General features: G+C 48.3%; 19 protein-coding genes. 3 read left to right on the top strand and 16 right to left on the bottom strand.

Annotation, left to right across the window (positions count from 1 at the left end):
• Nucleotides 1-125: 125 nt before the first annotated feature.
• Complete coding sequence (gene asnB / locus MKY87_RS09465) at nucleotides 126-1,970, top strand: asparagine synthase (glutamine-hydrolyzing) (protein WP_340967411.1); 1,845 nt, start codon at nucleotides 126-128, stop codon at nucleotides 1,968-1,970.
• A 142-nt stretch (nucleotides 1,971-2,112) separates the two neighbouring features.
• Here the strand turns inward: asnB and MKY87_RS09470 are convergent, their stop codons facing one another.
• From MKY87_RS09470 to MKY87_RS09510, 9 genes are all read right to left on the bottom strand, one after another.
• A complete protein-coding gene (locus tag MKY87_RS09470; protein WP_340964125.1) occupies nucleotides 2,113-3,807 on the bottom strand; it encodes a methyl-accepting chemotaxis protein in 1,695 nt (564 codons plus the stop codon).
• Between the two features lie 333 nt (nucleotides 3,808-4,140).
• Nucleotides 4,141-5,004, bottom strand: a complete 864-nt coding sequence (locus MKY87_RS09475) for an STM4011 family radical SAM protein (protein ID WP_338588379.1) — start codon at nucleotides 5,002-5,004, stop codon at nucleotides 4,141-4,143.
• The gene (locus MKY87_RS09480) at nucleotides 5,001-6,389 is read right to left on the bottom strand and encodes an STM4012 family radical SAM protein (protein ID WP_339789328.1); all 1,389 of its coding nucleotides are present in this window, start codon (nucleotides 6,387-6,389) and stop codon (nucleotides 5,001-5,003) included. The genes MKY87_RS09475 and MKY87_RS09480 overlap by 4 nt, the downstream gene beginning before the upstream one ends.
• 47 nt (nucleotides 6,390-6,436) lie before the next feature.
• Nucleotides 6,437-7,222, bottom strand: coding sequence for an STM4013/SEN3800 family hydrolase (locus tag MKY87_RS09485; RefSeq protein WP_339789326.1), 786 nt, complete (start codon nucleotides 7,220-7,222; stop codon nucleotides 6,437-6,439).
• Nucleotides 7,215-8,483 (bottom strand): STM4014 family protein, encoded by a 1,269-nt coding sequence (locus tag MKY87_RS09490; protein WP_339789324.1) that lies wholly within the window; start codon nucleotides 8,481-8,483, stop codon nucleotides 7,215-7,217. Before MKY87_RS09490 ends, MKY87_RS09485 begins: the two co-directional genes overlap by 8 nt.
• 3 nt (nucleotides 8,484-8,486) lie before the next feature.
• Nucleotides 8,487-9,329 carry an STM4015 family protein gene (locus tag MKY87_RS09495; protein WP_339789323.1) on the bottom strand — a complete coding sequence of 281 codons (843 nt, stop codon included), beginning with the start codon at nucleotides 9,327-9,329 and terminating at the stop codon, nucleotides 8,487-8,489.
• Nucleotides 9,330-9,680: 351 nt separating this feature from the next.
• The gene (locus tag MKY87_RS09500; RefSeq protein WP_340964128.1) at nucleotides 9,681-10,304 is read right to left on the bottom strand and encodes an XTP/dITP diphosphatase; all 624 of its coding nucleotides are present in this window, start codon (nucleotides 10,302-10,304) and stop codon (nucleotides 9,681-9,683) included.
• 1 nt (nucleotide 10,305) lies between these two features.
• Nucleotides 10,306-11,061, bottom strand: a complete 756-nt coding sequence (rph, locus tag MKY87_RS09505) for a ribonuclease PH (protein WP_017692572.1) — start codon at nucleotides 11,059-11,061, stop codon at nucleotides 10,306-10,308.
• A 118-nt stretch (nucleotides 11,062-11,179) separates the two neighbouring features.
• Complete coding sequence (locus tag MKY87_RS09510) at nucleotides 11,180-12,235, bottom strand: GerMN domain-containing protein (protein WP_339789321.1); 1,056 nt, start codon at nucleotides 12,233-12,235, stop codon at nucleotides 11,180-11,182.
• A gap of 188 nt (nucleotides 12,236-12,423) precedes the next feature.
• Here MKY87_RS09510 and MKY87_RS09515 point away from each other — a divergent pair, with 188 nt between their 5' ends.
• Nucleotides 12,424-12,990 (top strand): phosphatidylglycerophosphatase A family protein, encoded by a 567-nt coding sequence (locus tag MKY87_RS09515; protein WP_340964131.1) that lies wholly within the window; start codon nucleotides 12,424-12,426, stop codon nucleotides 12,988-12,990.
• A 161-nt stretch (nucleotides 12,991-13,151) separates the two neighbouring features.
• Here MKY87_RS09515 and MKY87_RS09520 read toward each other — a convergent pair whose 3' ends face one another.
• The 5 genes from MKY87_RS09520 to MKY87_RS09540 form a co-directional block, all read right to left on the bottom strand.
• Entirely contained in the window at nucleotides 13,152-13,805 is a 654-nt protein-coding gene (locus tag MKY87_RS09520) for a ferric reductase-like transmembrane domain-containing protein (protein WP_338588385.1), read from the bottom strand.
• Between the two features lie 36 nt (nucleotides 13,806-13,841).
• Nucleotides 13,842-14,885 (bottom strand): FAD:protein FMN transferase, encoded by a 1,044-nt coding sequence (locus MKY87_RS09525; RefSeq protein ID WP_340964134.1) that lies wholly within the window; start codon nucleotides 14,883-14,885, stop codon nucleotides 13,842-13,844.
• Nucleotides 14,882-15,298, bottom strand: coding sequence for a hypothetical protein (locus MKY87_RS09530; RefSeq protein ID WP_340964136.1), 417 nt, complete (start codon nucleotides 15,296-15,298; stop codon nucleotides 14,882-14,884). The genes MKY87_RS09525 and MKY87_RS09530 overlap by 4 nt, the downstream gene beginning before the upstream one ends.
• Nucleotides 15,299-15,496: 198 nt before the next feature.
• The gene (locus tag MKY87_RS09535; protein ID WP_340964138.1) at nucleotides 15,497-16,480 is read right to left on the bottom strand and encodes an MBL fold metallo-hydrolase; all 984 of its coding nucleotides are present in this window, start codon (nucleotides 16,478-16,480) and stop codon (nucleotides 15,497-15,499) included.
• Between the two features lie 27 nt (nucleotides 16,481-16,507).
• Nucleotides 16,508-17,251 (bottom strand): class I SAM-dependent methyltransferase, encoded by a 744-nt coding sequence (locus tag MKY87_RS09540; RefSeq protein ID WP_340964140.1) that lies wholly within the window; start codon nucleotides 17,249-17,251, stop codon nucleotides 16,508-16,510.
• A gap of 232 nt (nucleotides 17,252-17,483) precedes the next feature.
• Here MKY87_RS09540 and MKY87_RS09545 point away from each other — a divergent pair, with 232 nt between their 5' ends.
• The gene (locus MKY87_RS09545) at nucleotides 17,484-18,359 is read left to right on the top strand and encodes a DUF72 domain-containing protein (RefSeq protein ID WP_340964141.1); all 876 of its coding nucleotides are present in this window, start codon (nucleotides 17,484-17,486) and stop codon (nucleotides 18,357-18,359) included.
• A 191-nt stretch (nucleotides 18,360-18,550) separates the two neighbouring features.
• Here MKY87_RS09545 and MKY87_RS09550 read toward each other — a convergent pair whose 3' ends face one another.
• Nucleotides 18,551-20,728: a glycoside hydrolase family 88/105 protein gene (locus MKY87_RS09550; protein ID WP_340964143.1), complete on the bottom strand. Its 2,178-nt coding sequence runs from the start codon at nucleotides 20,726-20,728 to the stop codon at nucleotides 18,551-18,553.
• Between the two features lie 57 nt (nucleotides 20,729-20,785).
• Nucleotides 20,786-21,607, bottom strand: coding sequence for a polysaccharide deacetylase family protein (locus tag MKY87_RS09555; RefSeq protein ID WP_340964145.1), 822 nt, complete (start codon nucleotides 21,605-21,607; stop codon nucleotides 20,786-20,788).
• Between the last annotated feature and the right edge of the window lie 14 nt (nucleotides 21,608-21,621).

A 21,621-nucleotide genomic window follows, 5' to 3' on the forward strand; every position in this document is an offset into this window, starting at 1 on the left:
CATTTTATGCCTGCTTTCGGCATATATTTGTTACGACCTCTGACGAAAAAGACAACATTTGCAGGTTGCCAGTAATTAAGCAGCCATACGGATGAATGACTCGACCAAGAAAGGATGAACAAACCATGTGCGGTATTACCGGCTTCATACAGTGGAATCGGGATTTGACCCAGGAATCAGAGCTTCTGGTCCGTATGACGGATAGCTTGTCGAACCGGGGGCCCGACGCTTCAGGTACATGGATCTCCAATCCTTGTGCCTTTGGACATCGGCGTCTTAGTGTAATGGACCCCGAGAACGGCGCACAACCCATGCATGCGTTACAGGGAGATACCTCCTATACCGTCGTGTATAACGGAGAACTATACAATGCACCCGAGTTGAAAAAGGAATTGCTCCAGCGGGGGCATCAGTTCCGCACGCAATGTGATACGGAAGTGTTGCTCGCCTCTTATATTGAGTGGGGACCGGCATGTGTTGACCGGTTTAACGGTATTTTTGCTTTTGCCATATGGGATGGGGGACGCGAACAGGTTTTTATCGCACGAGATCGCCTTGGCGTGAAACCTCTGTTCTATAGTAATGTAAAAGATACACTCGTATTTGGCTCAGAGCCCAAAGCTCTGCTCATTCACCCGGACGTGGAAGCCGCTGTTGGCCCGGAAGGATTGGCCGAAGTGTTTATCGTAGGGCCTGCACGGACACCAGGACACGGTGTATACTCATCACTGAGCGAACTCAAACCTGCGCACGCGCTGATCTATAACCGAAACGGGATCCGAACATATGCCTACTGGAAACTGGAAAGCCAGAATCACGAACATAACCTGGAAGAGACGGCAGCCGAGGTACGAACTCTCTTGCAAGATACACTGGAGCGCCAGTTGGCTTCGGATGTTCCGGTATGCTCTCTTTTATCAGGAGGACTGGACTCCAGTGCCTTGTCTGCATTAGCCGTGGATTATTACAACCGGACCGGGCAAGGCCAAGTCAGTACGTATTCGGTCGATTATGTGGATAACGCCAAGCATTTTCAGGCGCATTCCTTTCAGCCTGGTGCAGATGGTCCCTGGATTAAGCGAATGGTGGATGAACTCAAGACCGACCATCACTGGATTGAGATCGAGAACGGAGAACTGGTTCATGCACTGACACAGGCCATGTTAGTCAGGGACCTGCCAGGTATGGCAGATGTAGACTCTTCGCTCTATTTGTTCTGTAAAGAAATCAAAAAAGGGGCCACGGTTGCCATTTCAGGCGAAGCCGCAGATGAAGTGTTTGGCGGTTACCCCTGGTTCCATCGCGAAGATATGCTGAACTCTGGTACGTTTCCGTGGTCTGTAGCACCTGACATGCGAGCAGCGCTATTATCCCCGGATATTCGGAAATGGATTCGGCCACTCGACTATTTGGCAGACCGCTATTCAGATGCAGTGGCTGAAGTCCCTTTGTTAGATGGGGAAACAGGTAAAGCTGCACAAATGCGGGTGATGTCCTACCTGAACATTACACGTTTCATGCCTACACTTCTGGATCGCAAAGACCGGATGAGCATGGGGGCAGGACTGGAAGTGCGGGTACCTTACTGTGACCATCGTCTCATCCAGTATGTGTTTAACATCCCGTGGGAAATGAAAATAACGGGTGGACGCGAAAAAGGTATTCTGAGGAAAGCACTCGAAGGTGTCCTGCCTGACGATGTGTTATATCGCAAAAAGAGTCCATACCCGAAAACACATAATCCGCAATATCTGGCCGCGGTCAAACAGCAGGTACTTGATATCCTGGATGATCCCACTTCGCCGATTTTGCCTTTGATCGACAAAGCTCAAATCCGCAATCTCGCGTCTTCACCAGATGCAGCTTCCAACCTCCCCTGGTTCGGGCAGCTCATGTCGGGTCCTCAGCTATTTGCTTATCTGACTCAGATCAACACCTGGTTGCGGACATATAAAGTCGCTATTCGTTAGAATGACCCCCTGATCGCTACTTCATCAAAAAAAGGGTGCCAGGAGAACAGCATAACTGTTGTTCTCCTGGGCACCCACTTGTTTTACATACACGATACGATTATTCATAAATATTGAACTTCACCCAAAAGTATATCCATGATTACACTTTGAATCGACTAACGGACTCCTGTAACTCTTCCGCCATAGAGGAAAGGTCATTAGCCGCCGATGCGATCTCCTGCATGGCAGACAGTTGTTCCTCGGACGTTGCACTAACTTCCTCTGTTCCGGCAGCCGCATTCTCTGTTACTTCCATGATGGTCTTCATGGACACATTGATCTGCTCCACACCCGCCGCCATTTGTTCAATGGATGCAGATACCTCCTGAGTCTGACCTGCGACATTGCCGACAGCTTCACGAATCTCCTCAAAAGTACCTCCTGCTTTACGGACAAGTTCTATGCCTTCCTGAACCTCAGCGTTTACTTCTCCCATGGATTGTGATGCATTATTCATCCCATTGCGTATAGCAGCTACGAGTACACTGATCTGTTCCGCTGATTTCGCAGATTGATCAGACAGCTTGCGCACCTCGGTAGCAACCACCTCGAATCCACGACCATGCTCACCTGCTCTTGCAGCTTCGATAGCCGCATTAAGAGACAGCAGATTCGTTTGTGCCGATATTTCGGAGATACTTTCAACCATAGATCCAATCTCATCTGAATGATTACCTAGTTCTTCAATAACCGTAGCGAGTACACGTACAGTCTGATGAATCGAGTTCATCTGCCCAACAGCCGATTGAACTGCATCATTACCAGATATGGTTTTCGCTGACGCATTCGTTGCTTCATCCGACATATTTTGCGTATTCACTGTCATCTGCTGAAAGCCTGTGGACAATTCATTAATCGTATGAAACCCGTCTCCAACCATACTCACCTGCGTATCCATACCCGTAGCAATCTCTTCCATCGTTGTAGCTACCTGTTCGGTCGCTGTCGCCGTTTGCTCTGTACTTGCCGTTAACTCCTCAGAAGAAGCAGCTACCCGATCTGCATTATGACCCACCTGATGGATTAAATGGCGCAAGTTCTCCATCATCTTGTTGAAGGATTCCGCCAGTTCTCCGATCTCATCCCGATTACGAACAACAATCGCCTCACCCGTCAGGTCTCCATCAGCAATTCGGCTTGCAGCCCTTGCCACATGTGCAACCGGTTTGGATATGATTCTCCCCATGATCAATGCAATTACCACGCCTAAAACGATCGAGATGATACCAATGATCATGATTAAACGAAGTACTTTTTGAATGAGTTGATTAGCATTTACAATGCCAGTGTCCAATGAATTTTGCTGATGTTGTTCCATGGCAGTTACCGTTTCTTCAAATCCGGATATAATCGTTGGACCTGTATCTAACAGCATCCTTGTGATCTCGCTAGTGCTGCCTTGTTTTTTCAATTCAATGACACTCTGTCCAAAAGCATAATATTCCTCCGCACTGCGGTCTGAACGATCCAGAAAATCAATCATCGTTGGGGTTTGAATCCCTGATCTTAATTCTTCGCTTGTTTTACGATAATCTTCATAAAAAGACTTGAATTGTTGCTCGCTTTGATCATTCTCTTCCGTCACAAAATTCCGTAAAGCAACCTGCTGGGATTTCACATCGATGATCATGTTTTTAATAGTGAGCAGTTTGGCGGTACGCTCCCGGATTAAATCCGTAAACGTTTTCTCAACCGAGATAAACTGAGTATATGAGATGACTACAACGGCTATCAATAAAAGAAGTACAGAACCAAAACCTAAAAGCAATTTCCTACTAATGGATACTCTTTTCATTTCATTTCCCCCATACGTTTCAATGTATTTCAATCATGAATTATGTAGTCAATCTGAACGCTAAAATTCTCCCTCCTTTTAATTCAAATAAAAATGGATAAATATGAGACTACTTAAAACAGGTTAGTATATTGCGCAATTAAATTTAGGTCTATAGTATCTACCCATACTATAATTTAGGTTTTTATACACGCATAATCGACAATATACTACATCTCTTTTATCCTAAATTACACATTTTGAATCGTTAGACCAAAATAAAAAAAAAGACTTTACCCAGCAGTACTTACTGGTGTAAAGTCTTTATCAATTTCAGCGCATTTCAATTCAAAGTTAACGATTGATCAATACCGGATTACGTTCCAGCAGCCCGCTACCAAAGGTTTCCCTGAACGGGGAATCCTCCATATGGATATAACCGATGTAACAGCCACATTTTTTCATGCGACAAGGCCGATCCTCAGCCAAAGCCTGCAAACCATCGCGATACAGATGTCCAATGATTCGACGATCCTTGTAACACCTCTTCACATGCCCGGACCCCTGTACATAAAATACTTCCGAACCGGCAGCACATCGTTTGCCCAAGCTCTCATAATCCTGCAGATTACCTTCAAAAAGCGGATCAAGCCCACGTAAAAACTGAATCTCTTCCGGCGCGTAATACTTGGGTCGATCTTTGAAGGCATTTACCCACATATACACATCATCCGGCAAAGCCTGTCTCATGGACTCAATTGCGGGGAAAGCACTACGGAGTCCGACCGTACCGACACTAAAAGCAAGTCCCATCTGACGCAAGGTCAGACATTGTTTTACAAAAGAAGCCTCTTTTGTCTCACGAGGATGATACGTCGCCCAAAAGGCTGCTGTGTTCGCATCCAGTTCCCTCGCCCAATCCAGCTTGACGGACAGGTTGGTTTGAATTGCAACTTTATCCACATGTGGCATATGTGACAGCTCAACCATCGCTTCCCGGTACCAACGACGCACCAAAGCTTCACCATAGGGATTGAAGAAAATCGAAAATTGATGCCCGGCACTCTCCTGCTCCCTCACCCAATTCACAAATTGACGCAATTGTTGTTCATCCACTTCCAACGTCTCTTTGGAATCCACCGTTTTGCTAAAAGGGCAGTATGGACAGTCGTAATTACAGGAAGACAACTTCCCCCGATAATACAAAGTCGCTCTCATGAGAAAACAAACCCTTCCATCTGTTCACGAATTTCGGCAGATATAAGCCAATCTCCAATCGCATCGGAGTAACCCAGTCCTTCTTCTGTCAGACGCAGCACCTGCTTGCCCTCATCGTTCTCCAACTCCGCCATGCCCTCTGTCAACAGTTCAGCCAACCAGACATAGTCGGACATCACATCGGTACCAAAGCGCTGTTGGTAGTCAGACAACGTCAATCCCTCCCGATGCAGCAAGGCTTTCAGAATAAAGCGACGTCTCTGTTCCTCACGGCTTAACACGATGCCATAATCCGCCACATCGTAGCGCTCAGTTGCCACATAATCGGCAATGATGCTTTGTGTGGCCTTGTAACTCACGCCATACTTGGAAGCATAATGTACTTCACTCGTATAAGAGCGTGCACCACATCCCAGACCAACCATGCCCTCCTCCTGACAGCTATAAGGCAGAAGCACTTTGGAGGACGACTGTTCTTTGGCAAATCTGCGCATCGAATATTGCACATAACCTTTACTTTTTAAAGTCTCACGTGCAGCTTTATACAGTTCCATCCGGATGTCAGGTCCCTGACGGCGAATATCATCTGGCTTCACGATTGTATTTTCCCGTGTATACAAGGGATAGATAAAGATTTCGCCCGGTTCATAGGCCAGAACTCTTTCCAATGAATAGATCCACGATTCCACCGTTTGACCCGGCAAACCATAGATCAGATCCAGATTTAACAATGGGAAATCATACCGAGTAAGCTTCTCAAGCGCTCGTTCAACTTCCTGCGGTTTTTGTGGACGATAGATGGCAGATGCTTCAGCTTCAATAAAACTCTGGATGCCCATGCTAATACGATCCACACTTCGTTCCTTCATAATGGCCAGCTTGGCTTCCGTAACGGTATCCGGCGACGTTTCCACCGAAATCGATGCTTGCGCAGGGTCCAGCCCCATCACATGTTCGGCAATATCAAACAGACGATTCAACTGAACCTCATTCAATAATGTAGGCGTTCCTCCACCAATCGCAAACCGCGAATACGGTCTCCGAGATGTAATGGGTGCCCACTGCTTCGCCTGACGCTCCAGTGCATCTACATAGCGTTCATGCGTATCATCCCGTCGATCCGGCAGGGTGAACAGATTACAGAATCCGCAACGAGCAGCGCAAAAGGGAATGTGCATATATAAAAAATACGTATCGGTGTTTTCTCGTTCCCACAGTGGCCCCAACGGCAGTGGTGGGTCAAGCTCCCGATATGCGGTCTTGTGCGGGTACGAGTATAAGTAAGAACGATAAGGGAATGCCAATACTTCACCGAGACCTGTAGCTATATTGGATCCGGACTGTGTGGAATGGCCTGCTGTTGTATGTTGTAAATGTTTGTCCATCGGTTTCCTCCTGTCTCCGGTTGTTGTCATCATAAGAGTAATCCATTCTATACTATAAATTCACGGTAAGGCACCGTCCAGACGACATCATGTGCAAGCCGGTGCCCTTGATATCCGTCTTCACCGTAAGCTGTACCATGATCGGAAAAAGCTAAACAAAAGGCAGGCCGGGCGCGTTGCCTCATCGCCTCGAACAATGGCCCAAGAGCCTCATCTACATATCGGAGTGCAGCTCGCTGGGTCTCCACCGAGTCCTCCTTGGCACCTTCTACAAAGTAACGATTGGGGCCATGAACGGCAGACACGTTCAAAAACATAAATATCTTTTCATCCGGCGGTGTCTGTTCAAGCAACTTTAATGCATGCTGTACCTGATGTTCTGTCGATTTGGGGTTGGTTACCCCAAAGTTCATTCGCCAATAGCTCTGTTGGAAATAACCAGGCAATACTTTTGCAAGCGGGTTTTTTTTCGTAAAAAAGATGACGCCGCCAATACAGATGGTGCGGTAACCTTCAGCTGCGAACCCGGATACGATATCTGGTGTATCAAACAACCATGTGTGCGGATGTGTCTTGAGCCCAGTATTCCGGGAGTGAAAGAGCCGTACATGAGATGCCTTATCCGTATTAGCAGGAGTGGGCATAAAACCACCAAAAAAAGCGTGGTGTGCCGCATATGTAAAACTTCCCGGGGTATGACGTTTCTCCCACGGACCCGAACCACACAGATTAGGACAATTCGCCTCTTCCAGCTTGGCTACGTCATATCGTAACGTATCCAGCGTAATCATTAACAGATCATGGGAGCCCACGATGGTGTTCATATCAGGCATGTTGAATAGGCTCCTTTCGTAAAAGCTCCATTTCCCACTCATAGGTTCCGAGCCCATGATGCTCAACCCTGTATAACAGATCTCCAAATGGATTCACATCCAGTACATAAGCACGCGGACTCGGACCACTCGTAAGCATCACATCAATCCCGGCTGACCACGAGTTAGGGAATGCAGACATAGCTGCTTGCGCTGTCTTCCGAACCAGTGACATCCGCTGTTCATCCAGACCTGCTTCAGCAGGCAACATACGCTCATTGCGCAGATGCAGATTGGTTATAGGGGTACGACTAAGTCGCATAATCGCGTGGCCTGCCTGTCCACCCGCAACCAATTGGCGAATATCGTAGGCCCGCTGATCCAGTGTGGCTTTGGGCATCCATCGTTCAATCTGTGCACCTTCTGCACATAACCAGTTCATCAATGTAGCAATCTCTTCACTGCGGGTATATTTGCGTAGACGTCCTTCATTGAAGAAAATCGTCTTGCCCTGTCTCTGTTCCATACCTACTGTCGTTACCGCAATCTCAGCACTTCTACGCGGGTTGATCTGATAAGCGACAACACCCGAAGCACCCGAGCCACAGGCAAGCTTAACAAACACACGATGCATCCCTGCAGACTCCATAGTTGTGCGCAAGACATCGTAACTAAGGATCGGCTGTGAAGATTGTAATGTTCGAGGAACTTGAACCCCATACAGAGAAAGGTGCTGCTGACATTTCCTTTTGTCGAACATCAATTCAATATCGGCAGGATCATTCATGAAGCGCACACCAGGCCATGTCTCACGAGCTTCACGGCCTATGCGTTCCAGACAGGATTTCCAGCCGCGGAACCATTGGGCGGGAGCGTAGATTCTCCCCCATTCCTGTTCCAGCATTAGAGCCTGCTCTGCAGTGAACACTTCAGCTTCAGCAATTCCATCCAACAAAGGTGACTTGTCTTTCATTGCCCCAAGATGCAGCAACTCACGCTCTACTTCCCATACCTCTCCGGGCGCATCAATCCGTATAAGCGGTGCAGGCAGCTCCGAATGTATGACATCTATAATCGTCCCGCCCTGTCTCCAGGTGTGGAGTAATTCCTCATAAGGTAGTACAACCGCAGGTTGCAGACCCACTCTATGTCTGGCCTCTTGCAACCCCTGAGTTCGCCGATTATTCGGATTACCGATTAACAACATTGGCTCATTACTTTCATTAAATGCATGATTCATATGGCTCTTTATCGTTGTTGTGCTTGCCTCAATGTCCAGCATTCCTTATTCCGTCAATAACGGGAAACGCCAGTCGTCTTCGTCACTCTGCTGCTGATCGCTGACATCCACCGAAATCCCTGACTGTTTCCATCGAGTGATCATCTTGTCAGTCATGTAATGGTAACTCAGATTGAGATGTTTCAGTTTTTGGATTTTGTCACTTTTCATAAGAGCCTCAGCTCCCTCGTCAGTCAACGTTCCTTCGGATAGATCCAGTGCTTGCAGCTGATCCAAAATCGGCGCGTCAGCTGCCGCTTTGGCAATCTCATCCTGAATTTCACTGTTTTTCAGCCCCAGGTATTCCAGTTTCGAAAACAGTCCTTTTTCCAACAAGGGCAATACATCCTCAAGCGAGCCGTTGAACCCATAATCATCCACACCCAGATACAATTCAAGCTTCCGCAATTCCGGCAGTTCTGCACGAGTTATAGAGGCTAACACACTTTTAGGCAGACCACCACAGATAATGACCAACTCTTCGAGGTTCGCATGTCGCAATGGTTCCAATTCCAGTCCACTGCTACCTTTGATCACGAATGCTTTTAATTGGGGAAAGGCTTGTAGCAGAGGTGCAAGATTGGTCTGAATAATCCATGATACTTCGCATTCCTCAGAGTCCATATCTCCTATAAATAGTCTCTTTAATGCCGGGAAGCTTGGAGCCAGCTCAATCAACGTACCCATGAACTCATCAGGCGAATTTTCATAAGCTTGTCCCCAATCTCCGATGACCAGACTTTCCAATGAGCTGGCCTCCGGTTTAGCCGCCAGTTCCTTTATTAATTTTTCCATACGAATGCCGTCCTCATAATCATCGTAAGACACAACAAGCTTCACTTCTTGCATGAGTAGATCCCTCCGTTTAAGGTTCATATGTGATTCGTTAGTTTGAATGTTAACCCATACCACACAAGGCTTGCAACTTCTTCCAACTCCAGTCCCAATGAGATTCCCAATCGTGCAATGTAAACCATTTCTCATGTAGGTACAAGAACATACGTTCTGATATATAGTCGCAGAGATAGCTATCTTCAATTAGGTATATGGATGGATCTCCCCAAACCTCACTCAAACACTTCATTTCATAGAAAAAAGCGTTAATGGCGGGTGAACCATTCCATCGGAATGCTTCTGTCCTTCCATTAACGCTTTGATGTTCACATATCATGAAGTTAAATCAAGATGTTTCGTTTAGTCTCAGCCTTCAAGTCTGGATACGAGTGCTCTCAGCGCATGACCACGATGGCTAATCGTCTGCTTTTGCTCGAGCGTCAGCTCCGCCATCGTCATCTCGTATTCAGGTACATAGAAGAGTGGATCATATCCAAAACCGCCAGCACCTGCAGCTTGAGCCGTAATCCAGCCTTCCGCAGTGCCCTCCGATTCATACTTATCACCTGTTGTCGGATCGTACAGTACCAGCGCACAGACGAAACGAGCTGGACTCAGTAGCGGTTGCTCGGTGTCCTCACCGGATTTTAACGATTCCAGCGTCTCCAGCAACTTCGCATTGTTCTGTGCATCCGTTGCTCCTTCGCCCGCATATCTCGCTGAATATACTCCTGGCTCCCCGTCCAACAGATCTACGCAAAGTCCTGAATCGTCTGCCAGAACGGGCAAACCAAGCGCATCACCAACCGCCTTGGCTTTCTTCCAGGCATTCTCCGCAAACGTTACGCCATCTTCCACCACATCCGGCAGCTCCGGATAGTCAAACATACTCTTAACCTCTTTGCCAAGTGGTGCGAAAGCATGAGCGAATTCACGGACTTTACCCGCATTGCGGGTTGCAACAATGAGGATTGGGCTGTCCAAACTCATCTTAAGCTTCCCCTAATCCACGCGCGCCGATCTTGAGCGCAATCGGTCCAAGCACTTCTTTTTGACGCTCGATCATTTCCAGAATTCCCTGTTCGCCCAGTTCCAACATGGCGTTCAGCTCACGGCGATCAAATGGTGCTTCCTCACCTGTTCCCTGAAGCTCGACGTATTTACCGCCACCTGTCATCACCAGGTTCATATCCACCTTGGCTTTGGAATCTTCATCATAGTTCAGATCCAGTACAGGCTGTTCACCCACAACACCCACACTTACTGCGGCAATGAAATCCGTAATCGGGAACACTTGCAGTTTGTGCTGTTGGGAAATCTTGTTCACAGCAAGCGCCAGCGCTACAAACGCACCGGTAATGGACGTTGTGCGTGTGCCTCCGTCGGCTTGAATAACATCACAGTCCAAGGTAATCGTACGCTCACCAAGAGCCTGCAGATTAACTACCGAGCGCAGTGCCCGACCAATCAGACGCTGAATTTCCATGGTGCGTCCAGTTAATTTGCCGCGATTGGCTTCACGTTGGTTCCGAGTATGTGTTGCACGTGGCAACATGGAATATTCAGCTGTTACCCAGCCTTTCCCCTGCCCTTTCATAAAGGGAGGAACACGTTCCTCCACTGTAGCTGTACAGATCACCTTTGTATCTCCAACTTCAATCAGTACAGAGCCCTCGGCGTATTTATTCGTGTTCACTGTTAAATTCAGCGGGCGCAGCTGTTCGCTGGTTCGTCCGTTTGATCTCATATTTTCTGCCTCCTACGACTTAAGCATTCTGTAATGTTGAGCTTGTTCACACTTTTACTAATCCCTTATATTTTACCAAAGAGTTCGGTTAAAAGCATCCTTAAGCATTCCTTGCTCATTAAATCGGAATTTCGTTGATATATTCAGGCTTGGAAACTGGCGCACTGTAATCCCGGTTATCGTCACCCATGACCGTTTTTTGGCCGTTCCATTCGATCTGCACTTTGGCATCCTTGCTGACTGTATTCTCCGCAGTGGTTAACACGACAGACTGTAACAGCTCGCTTGGCACGATATCCCCTTCGGCAAACATATCATCTTTCAAGGCAACCGTGACCGTGCCATCCTCTGCCGTTTTGACCGATTGCAGCTCCGTTCCACCTGTCATAACCTCTTCCAGTTCGCCGCCTTTGTCAGGTCCCTTGATCAGTTCGTTCAATGCTGCCTGCACCCGATCTTCACCAGGGGTAACGAGACGTGTAACTGGAACATAATATTGGATGCCTGCTGGTGAAGCTGCTGAGAAATAGACCGTGACCGGACTGCTGTTCGCCACAAACGCATCACCCAGATCCAGATTGATTCCCACAGCCCGATTCAGCGGTTCAGGCAACGGCGTGCTGTTCACCGGCATTTGTGTTAACTTTTTACCATCCACCCAGATCTGTACATTCTCCACATCAGGTGTTCCCGTCAATGTCCACGTGACAGCTTCTAGCATTTTCCGTTCTTCCTTCGCATCATACTTGGCAAAATTACCCGAGAACTCCACGACTGCCAGCTTGTCATCCGCGTGAATCGTTACATTCTGCACAACTGTTCCCTGCGGGAGAACGCCCTGAAATCCTTCAGGCAGCATACCCGCATAGGCCCCGCCTGTGACAAGTGTATCCAGTGCTGTCTTTGGACTGCTGGCATCTGTTCCAGAAGGAAGTGTCAGGGATACCGGAGCGAGCAGCCCCTGCTGGTCTTGCAGATATACCGTCGTTAATGGGAGCGTTGCGAGTGCACCATTTCCTTCGGCTGCCTGAATCATGGCTGCTTCCTGAATGGGCGGTGGTGGATCAACAGCTTCAGAAGACTGTGCTCCAAACATGCCACAACCTGACAACACCATAGGAATACTCAGCAGCGCAGCTGCCGATACCGTACGCAAAGATTGGATCTTTCTCATGATCACGTTCCCCCTCATCATTTTTACAGTTTGTACTACCATGTATACGAGCCTTTGTCCAAAAAATAACTAAAAGATAATCGCTTTGCTGAAAACTTATATATGATCTTAAAGAAACGTAAAACAGGTTAATAACGTATTAGGAAGCAAGAGTAGGGACATTGCTAACTTCAGAGGAGGAATCGCCCATGGAACATCCTGAGCAAGAAAAAATCCCTTACAGCCTGAATAGCCGCAAGGTGGCGGAGGCAACAAAGGAATGGCTGCATAAGCGGGGCGTCACGATCCCTGAGATCGCAGAACTGGTTATGTTATTGCAGAAAAAATATTATCCAGGTCTTACGATGGAAGAATGTATCGAAAATGTGGAGATGGTTCTCCGTAAACGTGAGGTACAGAACGCTGTTTTGACCGGGATTCAGCTCGATATTCTGGCAGAACAGGGGCAGCTCATATCTCCTTTACAGGAGATGATTGAGAATGATGAAGGACTGTACGGCGTGGATGAGATTTTGGCATTCTCCATCGTCAATGTATATGGCAGCATTGGATTTACGAATTATGGTTATGTGGACAAGCTAAAACCAGGGGTGCTTGAACGCCTGAATGACAAGAGCCTGGGGCCTGTCCATACGTTCTTCGATGATATTGTCGGTGCGATTGCATCGGCAGCGAGCAGTCGGATCGCCCATCGCAAACAATCCGAGCTTGAAGAAGCACTGGGAGAAAAACCTGTCAGTGATGACGCTGTATAATGCGTAACTCGTTTCATATCTGAAGTCATGTGGGACATTGGACATGTGTATGGATGCTTCGTGAAATAACTGTTTAATAAAATAACTGTTCATGGAAAAAGCGGCCTGATGGCCGCTTCTTTTGCATGTGTAACGATACATATTGGATAATCCACGTGTTATTATTTCAGATGTTTAGGTCGTACCGTTCCCACCAAACCAAAACCTTCAACCCAATTCTGCTCAGAAGGTGAACCAGATGTTGCCCGTTTCGGTCCAATCGTAATTTCCGGGCCTTTGCGTTCTCTCAACATGCCACGCAACACCGTGATACCGAGAATGCTGAGTCCGGTAAATACATACATCATCCGCATGATGATATTGCCAGAATCCGTTCCGGTAACCATGCCGTGAACCAGCAAACCAATGAACACCGGATAGGACAAGAGGTGGAACATGAACCACCATTTACGGCCCAGCTTGTTTCGCAGATCACTGGATAACAGGACAATCACTAATCCGTAGAAGGCTAACGTTCCCAGACCACTGCCAATCGGATGCACGGAGGCGGTAAAAGGAATCAGAAGTTCTCCCCAGGTAAATGGGCTGTAATGATCAATATATAACGTTAATGCGTGCACGAGTCCAAGTCCGAAGGCGAGCCAGGTCGTTCGAGTATGCCATTTGAACATGGCTGCTTTTGGTTTGCCTTTGGCCATAGGCATCCCTTGCGCAATGCCCAGAAACACTCCGGCAAAGAGCAGTACATAAGCAGCAATTCCACTAATTCGAATGATATTCCACGTCGGCAGGTAATCTACAATCCATTGTGCCATAACCGGCTCCCCCATATCTGTTAGACTTGTCCTCGTTTATATCAGACTGAAGCGATGATCCGGATCAAACCCGGGCCAGTGCTCAGCAAGCGTATCCGTATTCCCTCTAAAATAAGTAATTCCATCCCGTGTCATCCACAGGACGTCATGCCGATCGTAATGTCGGTTTAACCAGCCCACCGCTTCAGCACTTCCCAAAATGCAGACCGTCTTGGCAATGATCTCGCATTGCGAAGCATGCTGTCCCAGAACGGTACACTGTAACACATCCGTATCCGCCGGTTCCATCGTCCGAGGGTCAATAAGATGGTGCGCAAGACTTCCATCCGTATTCTTCCATTGTCTGCGGGAAATACCCGAAGTGGCAACAGCTCCTCGCTGTAAACGGATCACTCCCGACACAGCACCCTGATTCTGCAAAGGATCTGCTACTTCCAAGGTCCACTGGGAATGGTCTGGTGAACCCCATACTTGAATATCTCCACCAGCGTTAATCAACCCCGCCGGAATATGCAACGTTCGCTGTAACCAGTCTGCGATGCGCTCCACTGCCCAGCCCTTAACAATGCCTCCCAGGTCCAACTCAGCTCCGGGGTCCAGATGAACCATTCGGCTACCTTCCCGCTGAATCCAACTCGGACGGCTGTGGTCATATCGATCTTCCATCCAGCCTGATGATTCAGGTGTTCTCGTTCGCAATATGCGTTCAAGCAATGGACGTTGCGGTTGTCGTTGCTGCACCTTATCGAAACTTAGATCATATCCCGAAACCTGAAGAGCCTGGGAGATACCCGGTTGAAAAATCCCTTCGGTCAGTCCAATATATCCATAGGCCAGACTCAAAACTTCATCCATCGCAGCGGAGATGGGCATCCATCCGGTTGAAGCATTCAGACGATTTAGTTCACTGTCTGCCACAAATCGGCTGAAGCGCTGCTCCTGCGTCTCAAACCAATTCTTCACCAAGGTTGCCGCATGTTCAGCTTCTTCCCGCCCAGCGGACAGTTGCACTTCAACATCCGTGTTCATCGCACGGAATTGAAACCGGAGCGGACGAGCAACTTGCTCTGTGCGGCTCATGATGCACCTGTGCGTGACTGATAGTTGCCACTGCTGTATCCGGAGTCTGTACCCTGGTTATTTTGTCCGATACGCTGAGAATCTGAATAATTCCCCTTGTTACTCGTGCTCTGATCTGGCCGAGCTGCTTGTGTGCTATCGGATGTTCCATTATATTGACTATCATTATTTTCATTGTCCTGCGTGTTCCAGTTGTTGCTGTCCGTTGTACTGTTGATCCATTCATCCATCACATCATCATGCGTATCCACCTGGCTTGAAGCAGTAACACTTGTATCTGTGCCATTCGCTGCTGCATAGGCCACATCAAAGGCATCCGAAGTTCTTACATATTGAAAGAGTGCAGCCACAGTCAACGTTGCTGCCGCTGAAGCTTGCCATTTTCTCCATTGATTCCGTTTTCTTCTGGTCATTGCTCTTCCCTACTTTCTTTAGGGTATGTCTCAAGACACGCCCTAGCGAAGTTCATAGATGTATCATAGGCGCGCTGGCTTAAAAATAGATGAATGAACCGTTAAGAGAGGCTAAAAAGGCCCAGAACAGGTGAATTTCCTGTCCCGAGCCTCTATACAAGATCACATTATCATTTCATATCGATATCATCATTCCGTTTAGATTTGAAAATAGAACGTGCCATCCGGTTGCTGCTCTTGCTTCACTACTTCGCGTCGAAGTAACTCCTGCAAATGGGCCAACGTCTCACTCATGGCAAATCGCAGTTGATGGGTACCCAGCCGATTGCCAAACATGTGCACACAGATGTCATAAGCATTCGCCGGTGACTCCTGAATTCGCTCCGTCATCTTCTGAAGACGTTCCTCGTGATGAGCCAGCAATTGAACTGTCCGTTCGTTGAACTGGGCAAAAGGATTCCGATGTCCCGGATACGCCTGCTTGACATTCAAAGCACCGAGACGTTGCAATCCTTCCATATAAGACAATAATGGCTGAGGGTCACTGCCAGGTTGCAGACTGATATTCGGTGAAATCTGTGGCAAAACTGCATCTCCGCACAGAATCTCCATGGACTCCGGCGCATAAAAGGATAAATGGCCTGGGGCATGTCCACCCGTCTCCACAGCAACCCAACGTTTCCCGCCCATATCGAGCCACTCGCCATCTTCAACAGGTGTGACATTCGGAAGTGGCGTAATCTGCGAAGTAAATACCTTCATATGTTCATGTATCTGCTCAGTCTTGTCTTCTGGCATACCATGACAACCATAATAATCAGGTAATATTGTATTAATACGTGAATCAGGTCCCCACATATAATCAGCCTCTTGAAGGGAGCGTGTCGACATTCGAACGGGTGCGCCCGTCATCTGTTGCATCCAACCCGACAACCCAAGATGATCGGGGTGATGGTGGGTCAGTACAATTTGACGAATATCGCTAAAGGTCAGGTCGAGATCTGCCAGCGCTTCAACCCACTCCTGTTCCGTTTCCGAATTACGCGGTCCCGGATCTATAATAGTTATCTTCCCATCCGGTTCTGATAACACATAACTGTTCACCCATCGCAAGGGAAAAGACATGGTAATCTTGACCCGGTGTATGCCCTCTGTCATGGCCATCTCTTCTGTGCGCTTCATGTTATCCCCCTTCCAGACTGTCTCTGTTCACTCCGCAGGACGACGACCAACAAAAATCATGCGTGGAGAAGTCTGCTCGTCATATTTCTCTTCGTCATAGCCGCCATGTACCTGGTCTGCCGGGAGTCCGGCGGCACTTAACATCTGACTCAGTTGATCCCGTGTGTACAACTTCACACGCTCCTGATATACCCGCGGTTCATGTCCGGATGTGGTATCCGTAATGCGAATTTCCTTTTGCACAAATCCATCCTCAATCTTGCGGAACTCCTCAATTCGCTGCCCTTCATCCTCTCGGACGGAGTGCGGCACCAGATGACGAGTCACATAAGCCGTATTCATAAAATCAATAATATAGCTGCCACCCGGGCGAAGCATGCGATGAATGGCACGTAATACTTTCAGTTGTTCTCCGTCCTCCAGGAAATAACCAAACGATGTGAACAGATTGACTACAGCATCAAAGCCACCTTTCAGCGGGAGTTCACGCATGTCTGCGTGACACCAAGATACTCGGCGTTCAGTGTCCATTAGGCGTGCTTCACGTAAAAGCACATCGGACAGATCAACTCCGGTCACTCTTAATCCTGCGTCAGCAAGTGCCATGGAGTGCCGTCCCATACCGCAGCATAGATCCAGTACTTCAGCATTGGGCTCAAGCTTCAACCAATTGATCATTTTATGTACTTCCTGATAGGCACCCTGCACATCCCGGTGCTTGTATACGAGAAGATAATCTTCTCCAAAACTCTTTTCATACCATTCCGTCATCCATTCTCGCCCTCCACTTGGTCACTGGCTCTCTATCTGTAGTACGCTATGTACAGGCCTGATCATTTCCCCTAGCTTTAATGTATTGTAACGTCTTTATTCTGCAAACTCAAAAAATTCCAGTAAGTTTCCAACATTGAAGAGCCAAAATGCACACGATATAATGTTAGACATACGCCAGTAAATCGGTTAATTATAAGAAGTTGTTCAAAAAGCAACAGGAGGTGTTCTTATGATTCGCATCGGACTTACCGGATGGGGGGATCAGGAAGATCTCTATCCAAACCGTACCAAAGCCAAAGACAAGCTCAGTCTATACGGACAGTACTTCTCCACCGTGGAGGTGGATAGTTCCTTCTACGCCGTTCAGCCGCGGGATCGAATGGCACGATGGGCTGCCGAGACGCCCGAATCCTTTGCTTTTATCATCAAAGCCTATCAGGGAATGACCGGACATCTACGGGGCAAGCCCTACTTCACCAGCACGTCAGAGATGTATAAGGCTTTTCGGGAATCACTGGAACCGGTCATTGAAGCCGGCAAGATGCAGGCAGCCTTGTTTCAATATCCACCTTGGTTTGAGTGCAATAAAGACAACGTGAAAGAGCTTCGTGAAGTGAAACTGAGAATGGAAGGTATTGCGTGTGCCCTCGAATTCCGTCATCGTAGCTGGTATGAAGGTGACATGCGCGAGCGGACGCTTGCGTTCCTGAAAGAGCAAGGCTGGATTCACAGCGTCTGTGACGAACCTCAGGCGGGTCCAGGTTCCATTCCCATCGTTCCACAGGCCACGGATTCGGAGATGACGCTGGTGCGCATGCATGGACGCAACGTGTCCGGCTGGCATCAGAATGGTGCGCCTAATTGGCGGGAGACTCGTTATTTGTATCGTTATAACAAGGAAGAACTGTTGGAGTGGAAAGGGTATCTGGAGCAATTGCATGAGCAGAGCAAGGATGTCTATGTTATTTTCAACAACAACTCCGGTGGTGATGCAGCGGCGAATGCCCAGATGATGATGGATCTGCTGGACCAGCCAATGAAGCCTTTTCCTGACCGTACTGAACCGGAGAAGGAAGAAGGACCGGAACAGCTGGAATTATTTTGATCCGAACTAATGATGGAGTTATTCATATTATTGGGTGAAGGTAAGTGTATTTATATATTGCTATTATGCAGATCAGATTCGGGATTGGAAACAAACTAAAAGCGGCAAGCCTGAGGGCATTGCCGCTTTCTTTAGCTGGTAATCTACCTATAGAAGTCTATCCACATACATCCGTTCCGTTGCGTCAAACATCAGCGCTGCGCGGCTGTAACCGAAGAATTGATAGACACCTTGCGTAGCTTCTGGTTCATTTTATGAGCCTCAATGCCAGCCAAGAGCACAATGCCGATCCCATGGGTATCGTTTAGATTCCATCCCAGATCATCGCGATAATACAAGGAGGTAAACGAGTACCCCGAACCCCGGCATACCCCGTATATATTGCCTTTATAGTCAATCGACAAACGCGTCATACCTTCCCATCCTTTGCGTACGGCCTCCAGATAAGGCTCAGGCTGTTCCAGCCAGCCCTCCTGAATACCACGGGCATAGGCGTAGATGAACATCGATGTGCAGGAGGTTTCTTCATACGAATCCGGACGGTTCAGCACCTGATGCCATAGTCCATTTTCCCCTTGCAGCGCCAAATAACCTTCACTTAAATCACGATAGAACTGTAATAGTTCCGTTCGTTTCACATGATCATGTGGCAGGATAGATAACAGTTCGGTTAAGGAGAATAGCACCCAGCCGTTACCCCGTCCCCACGGAATACCTGTCGCCCGACCACGTACAAAATCATACACATGGGACATGATCTGTTGTTCGGGAAGATAGAGGTATTTACGGAACATCAGGAACTGATTGACCGCATCATCCCAATATGTCGCATCTCCTGTCAACTGACCGTAACGCATCAGAAATGGTGTACTCATGTACAAGTCATCACACCACATCGTCTCCTGACGCATCTCCCCACTGCCTCGTACCCGGTAAAAGGCACCGTCCTCCAGACGCTCCTGCTCATGCGTAATGTAGCCTGCAATCCGATCCGCGGTATCTCTTCCCCCACGAATATCGCCCAATTCCATCGCAGCAAGCAGCGTGGAACCAAACGAACCGCAATCATCCAGACTGTCGATGGCAGACAGTTGATTATTGATTCCTGCCGCACCGTACCCTTCCCGATCCCACAGACCGTAGCGGTCAAATGAAGTGCTCAGTTCAATATGTTGCCGTACATACTGAATGTAATCATCCCGTCCCAATTCCTGTCCCGTCTGGAGAAGTCCAAGCAGGGTAACGCCGAGCGGATAATTCCACTTCCCGTAATGTGTATTTTCCAGGTAAGGACGAACATGCGTGTCGGGAAGATCTACCCGCCAATACACACCTTGTGCGCCATCATCAAATACGGTATCTGTTCGCACGATGTCGGCGTGGGATGGTTCAGCACCGGGAGCAAATACACCTGTGTACAGCCAAGGGTCAGAGCATCCCGCAACCGGATGAGGCGGTTTCAGTCTCCAGCCTGTGGAACCCGAACGCTCGGCATCTTCCAACGTGAATCCCCATGATCCACCAAGTGCTTGAATTTCACCTTTCGCGACCAGATCAGATGAACCGTAACGGCGCGGGAGTTCAACGTGAAAGTTACCGCTATCTCCAGCAGAGTATACTTCCGTGCCATCCACATACAGAGTCAAAGCTCCATCATGACGGCCTTTTAAAATAACTGGCGTTGATCCTGGCAAGGTTACATCCAATTTGAACCAGGCGTAAGCAACAGCTAGTTGCTCCGCTCCAAAGATGCGGGCAAAAGAACCCATACTCTGCTCCTCATCTGTCCACGCCTTGCGCGGATACCAGGTAAGACCTGTTTCTTCTTCCGTCATGCCGTCACGAGGAAGAGATAGTACAGGTTCATCGACGGGTTCCGAATATAACCAGCCCTCCTGTCCCTGACGATCTGCCCCAGGAGTGAGGAAGTGGAGCGGGAAATTTTTGAATGAAGCTGTTCCGTAGATACCGCCGAATCCTACTTCTGTTTTGACAAAACACAGCAACACATCATTCCAACCATAGTTCACGGGAATTGGAATCTGGGTTCTTCGCTCGGGAAATAATTCCTGCAACAGCTCGGACTTAAACACCTCTTCACCGTTCACATAGATTGTCACCGGACTATAACAGTTCAAACCCGTATTTAACGTTGCATTCTGCTCGCTCCATAACTTGCCCCATACATACACGTACTGTCCTGCACGCACCTCTGCGCCTTTCTCATGCAGATTCAGGTCGTAGCGATAGTCCCCTAACCTGCGGAAACCTCCCTGATGATAGGCTCTGAACAAAAATGAATGTTTCGGATGATCACCAATATAACGCTGAGCCACCGTAGTCAATATATCCGGAATTGAATCGTACACCTTGCCTGCAATCGCCTCGTTCTCATGAAAATAACGAATGATCGTCAGCTCCCTTCCTTATACCTTGTTTCGTTCGCTTAGCCGCAATGTTTCTCCGCCCTGCACTTCAACAACCTGCTGATCTGCCGTGAACCATACCGGGATGGCAGACGGATTATGGATGATGGATCGATCGGCCGAACACTCCAATCGTTGTACGGCTTTCCAATAGGCGATCACTTCGATGTTCGTGGCGTACCAGATGTCGTTCCTGCCTCCAATCTGCTCACCGAACTGTTCGATGATCTCCCAGTTGTCGTTGTCATTGAACTCATAGCTGTGACCCCAGACGTAGAGCAATAGTGGCGTACCTGTTTTGGAATGTTGGATAAAACGTTTGGCATGCCCCGCCAGATCATGATTATGATGACAGGTCGGATGCCATTCAAGCGGCCGATCGGGCAACGTGTATCTGCCATGTGATTCAACGGTACGGGCATAATCAATGCCAAGCCACTCCAGCTTTGTACTTAACGCACGGTCATACCCTCCGTTGGGATAAGCCATGCCTCGTACCGGATAACCGACGAGCTGCTCCAGCGCTTTTCGGTCTTCGATAATCTCTTCGGTCAATAGTTCATTCGGAACATAAGGCAGCGTAGGGTGAGTAACCGTGTGAACGGCTACTTCATGCCCCGTATACAGTTCAGCGACTTCCCCAGCCTCAATGCGGCCTGGATTACCCAGGGTACCAGAGTTCAGATTAAAGGTTCCCCGCAGGCCATACCGATTACAGATCTCCACCAGTCTGCGATCATGCACCACTCCATCGTCATAACTGAGCGTTAACGCTTTCATCAGGCCGCCTGGATAGCGGTCAAACTGAATCCGATGTCCCATCCCTTACTTCCACT

The organism is Paenibacillus sp. FSL R7-0198 (assembly GCF_038000415.1).
GTDB lineage: Bacteria > Bacillota > Bacilli > Paenibacillales > Paenibacillaceae > Paenibacillus.

Excerpts from the sequence above, each read along its gene's own strand:
- asnB (WP_340967411.1), top strand. The coding sequence starts at position 126 with ATGTGCGGTATTACCGGCTTCATACAGTGGAATCGGGATTTGACCCAG.
- MKY87_RS09470 (WP_340964125.1), bottom strand. The coding sequence starts at position 3,807 with ATGAAAAGAGTATCCATTAGTAGGAAATTGCTTTTAGGTTTTGGTTCT.
- MKY87_RS09475 (WP_338588379.1), bottom strand. The coding sequence starts at position 5,004 with ATGAGAGCGACTTTGTATTATCGGGGGAAGTTGTCTTCCTGTAATTAC.
- MKY87_RS09480 (WP_339789328.1), bottom strand. The coding sequence starts at position 6,389 with ATGGACAAACATTTACAACATACAACAGCAGGCCATTCCACACAGTCC.
- MKY87_RS09485 (WP_339789326.1), bottom strand. The coding sequence starts at position 7,222 with ATGCCTGATATGAACACCATCGTGGGCTCCCATGATCTGTTAATGATT.
- MKY87_RS09490 (WP_339789324.1), bottom strand. The coding sequence starts at position 8,483 with ATGCTGGACATTGAGGCAAGCACAACAACGATAAAGAGCCATATGAAT.
- MKY87_RS09495 (WP_339789323.1), bottom strand. The coding sequence starts at position 9,329 with ATGCAAGAAGTGAAGCTTGTTGTGTCTTACGATGATTATGAGGACGGC.
- MKY87_RS09500 (WP_340964128.1), bottom strand. The coding sequence starts at position 10,304 with ATGAGTTTGGACAGCCCAATCCTCATTGTTGCAACCCGCAATGCGGGT.
- rph (WP_017692572.1), bottom strand. The coding sequence starts at position 11,061 with ATGAGATCAAACGGACGAACCAGCGAACAGCTGCGCCCGCTGAATTTA.
- MKY87_RS09510 (WP_339789321.1), bottom strand. The coding sequence starts at position 12,235 with ATGAGAAAGATCCAATCTTTGCGTACGGTATCGGCAGCTGCGCTGCTG.
- MKY87_RS09515 (WP_340964131.1), top strand. The coding sequence starts at position 12,424 with ATGGAACATCCTGAGCAAGAAAAAATCCCTTACAGCCTGAATAGCCGC.
- MKY87_RS09520 (WP_338588385.1), bottom strand. The coding sequence starts at position 13,805 with ATGGCACAATGGATTGTAGATTACCTGCCGACGTGGAATATCATTCGA.
- MKY87_RS09525 (WP_340964134.1), bottom strand. The coding sequence starts at position 14,885 with ATGAGCCGCACAGAGCAAGTTGCTCGTCCGCTCCGGTTTCAATTCCGT.
- MKY87_RS09530 (WP_340964136.1), bottom strand. The coding sequence starts at position 15,298 with ATGACCAGAAGAAAACGGAATCAATGGAGAAAATGGCAAGCTTCAGCG.
- MKY87_RS09535 (WP_340964138.1), bottom strand. The coding sequence starts at position 16,480 with ATGAAGCGCACAGAAGAGATGGCCATGACAGAGGGCATACACCGGGTC.
- MKY87_RS09540 (WP_340964140.1), bottom strand. The coding sequence starts at position 17,251 with ATGACGGAATGGTATGAAAAGAGTTTTGGAGAAGATTATCTTCTCGTA.
- MKY87_RS09545 (WP_340964141.1), top strand. The coding sequence starts at position 17,484 with ATGATTCGCATCGGACTTACCGGATGGGGGGATCAGGAAGATCTCTAT.
- MKY87_RS09555 (WP_340964145.1), bottom strand. The coding sequence starts at position 21,607 with ATGGGACATCGGATTCAGTTTGACCGCTATCCAGGCGGCCTGATGAAA.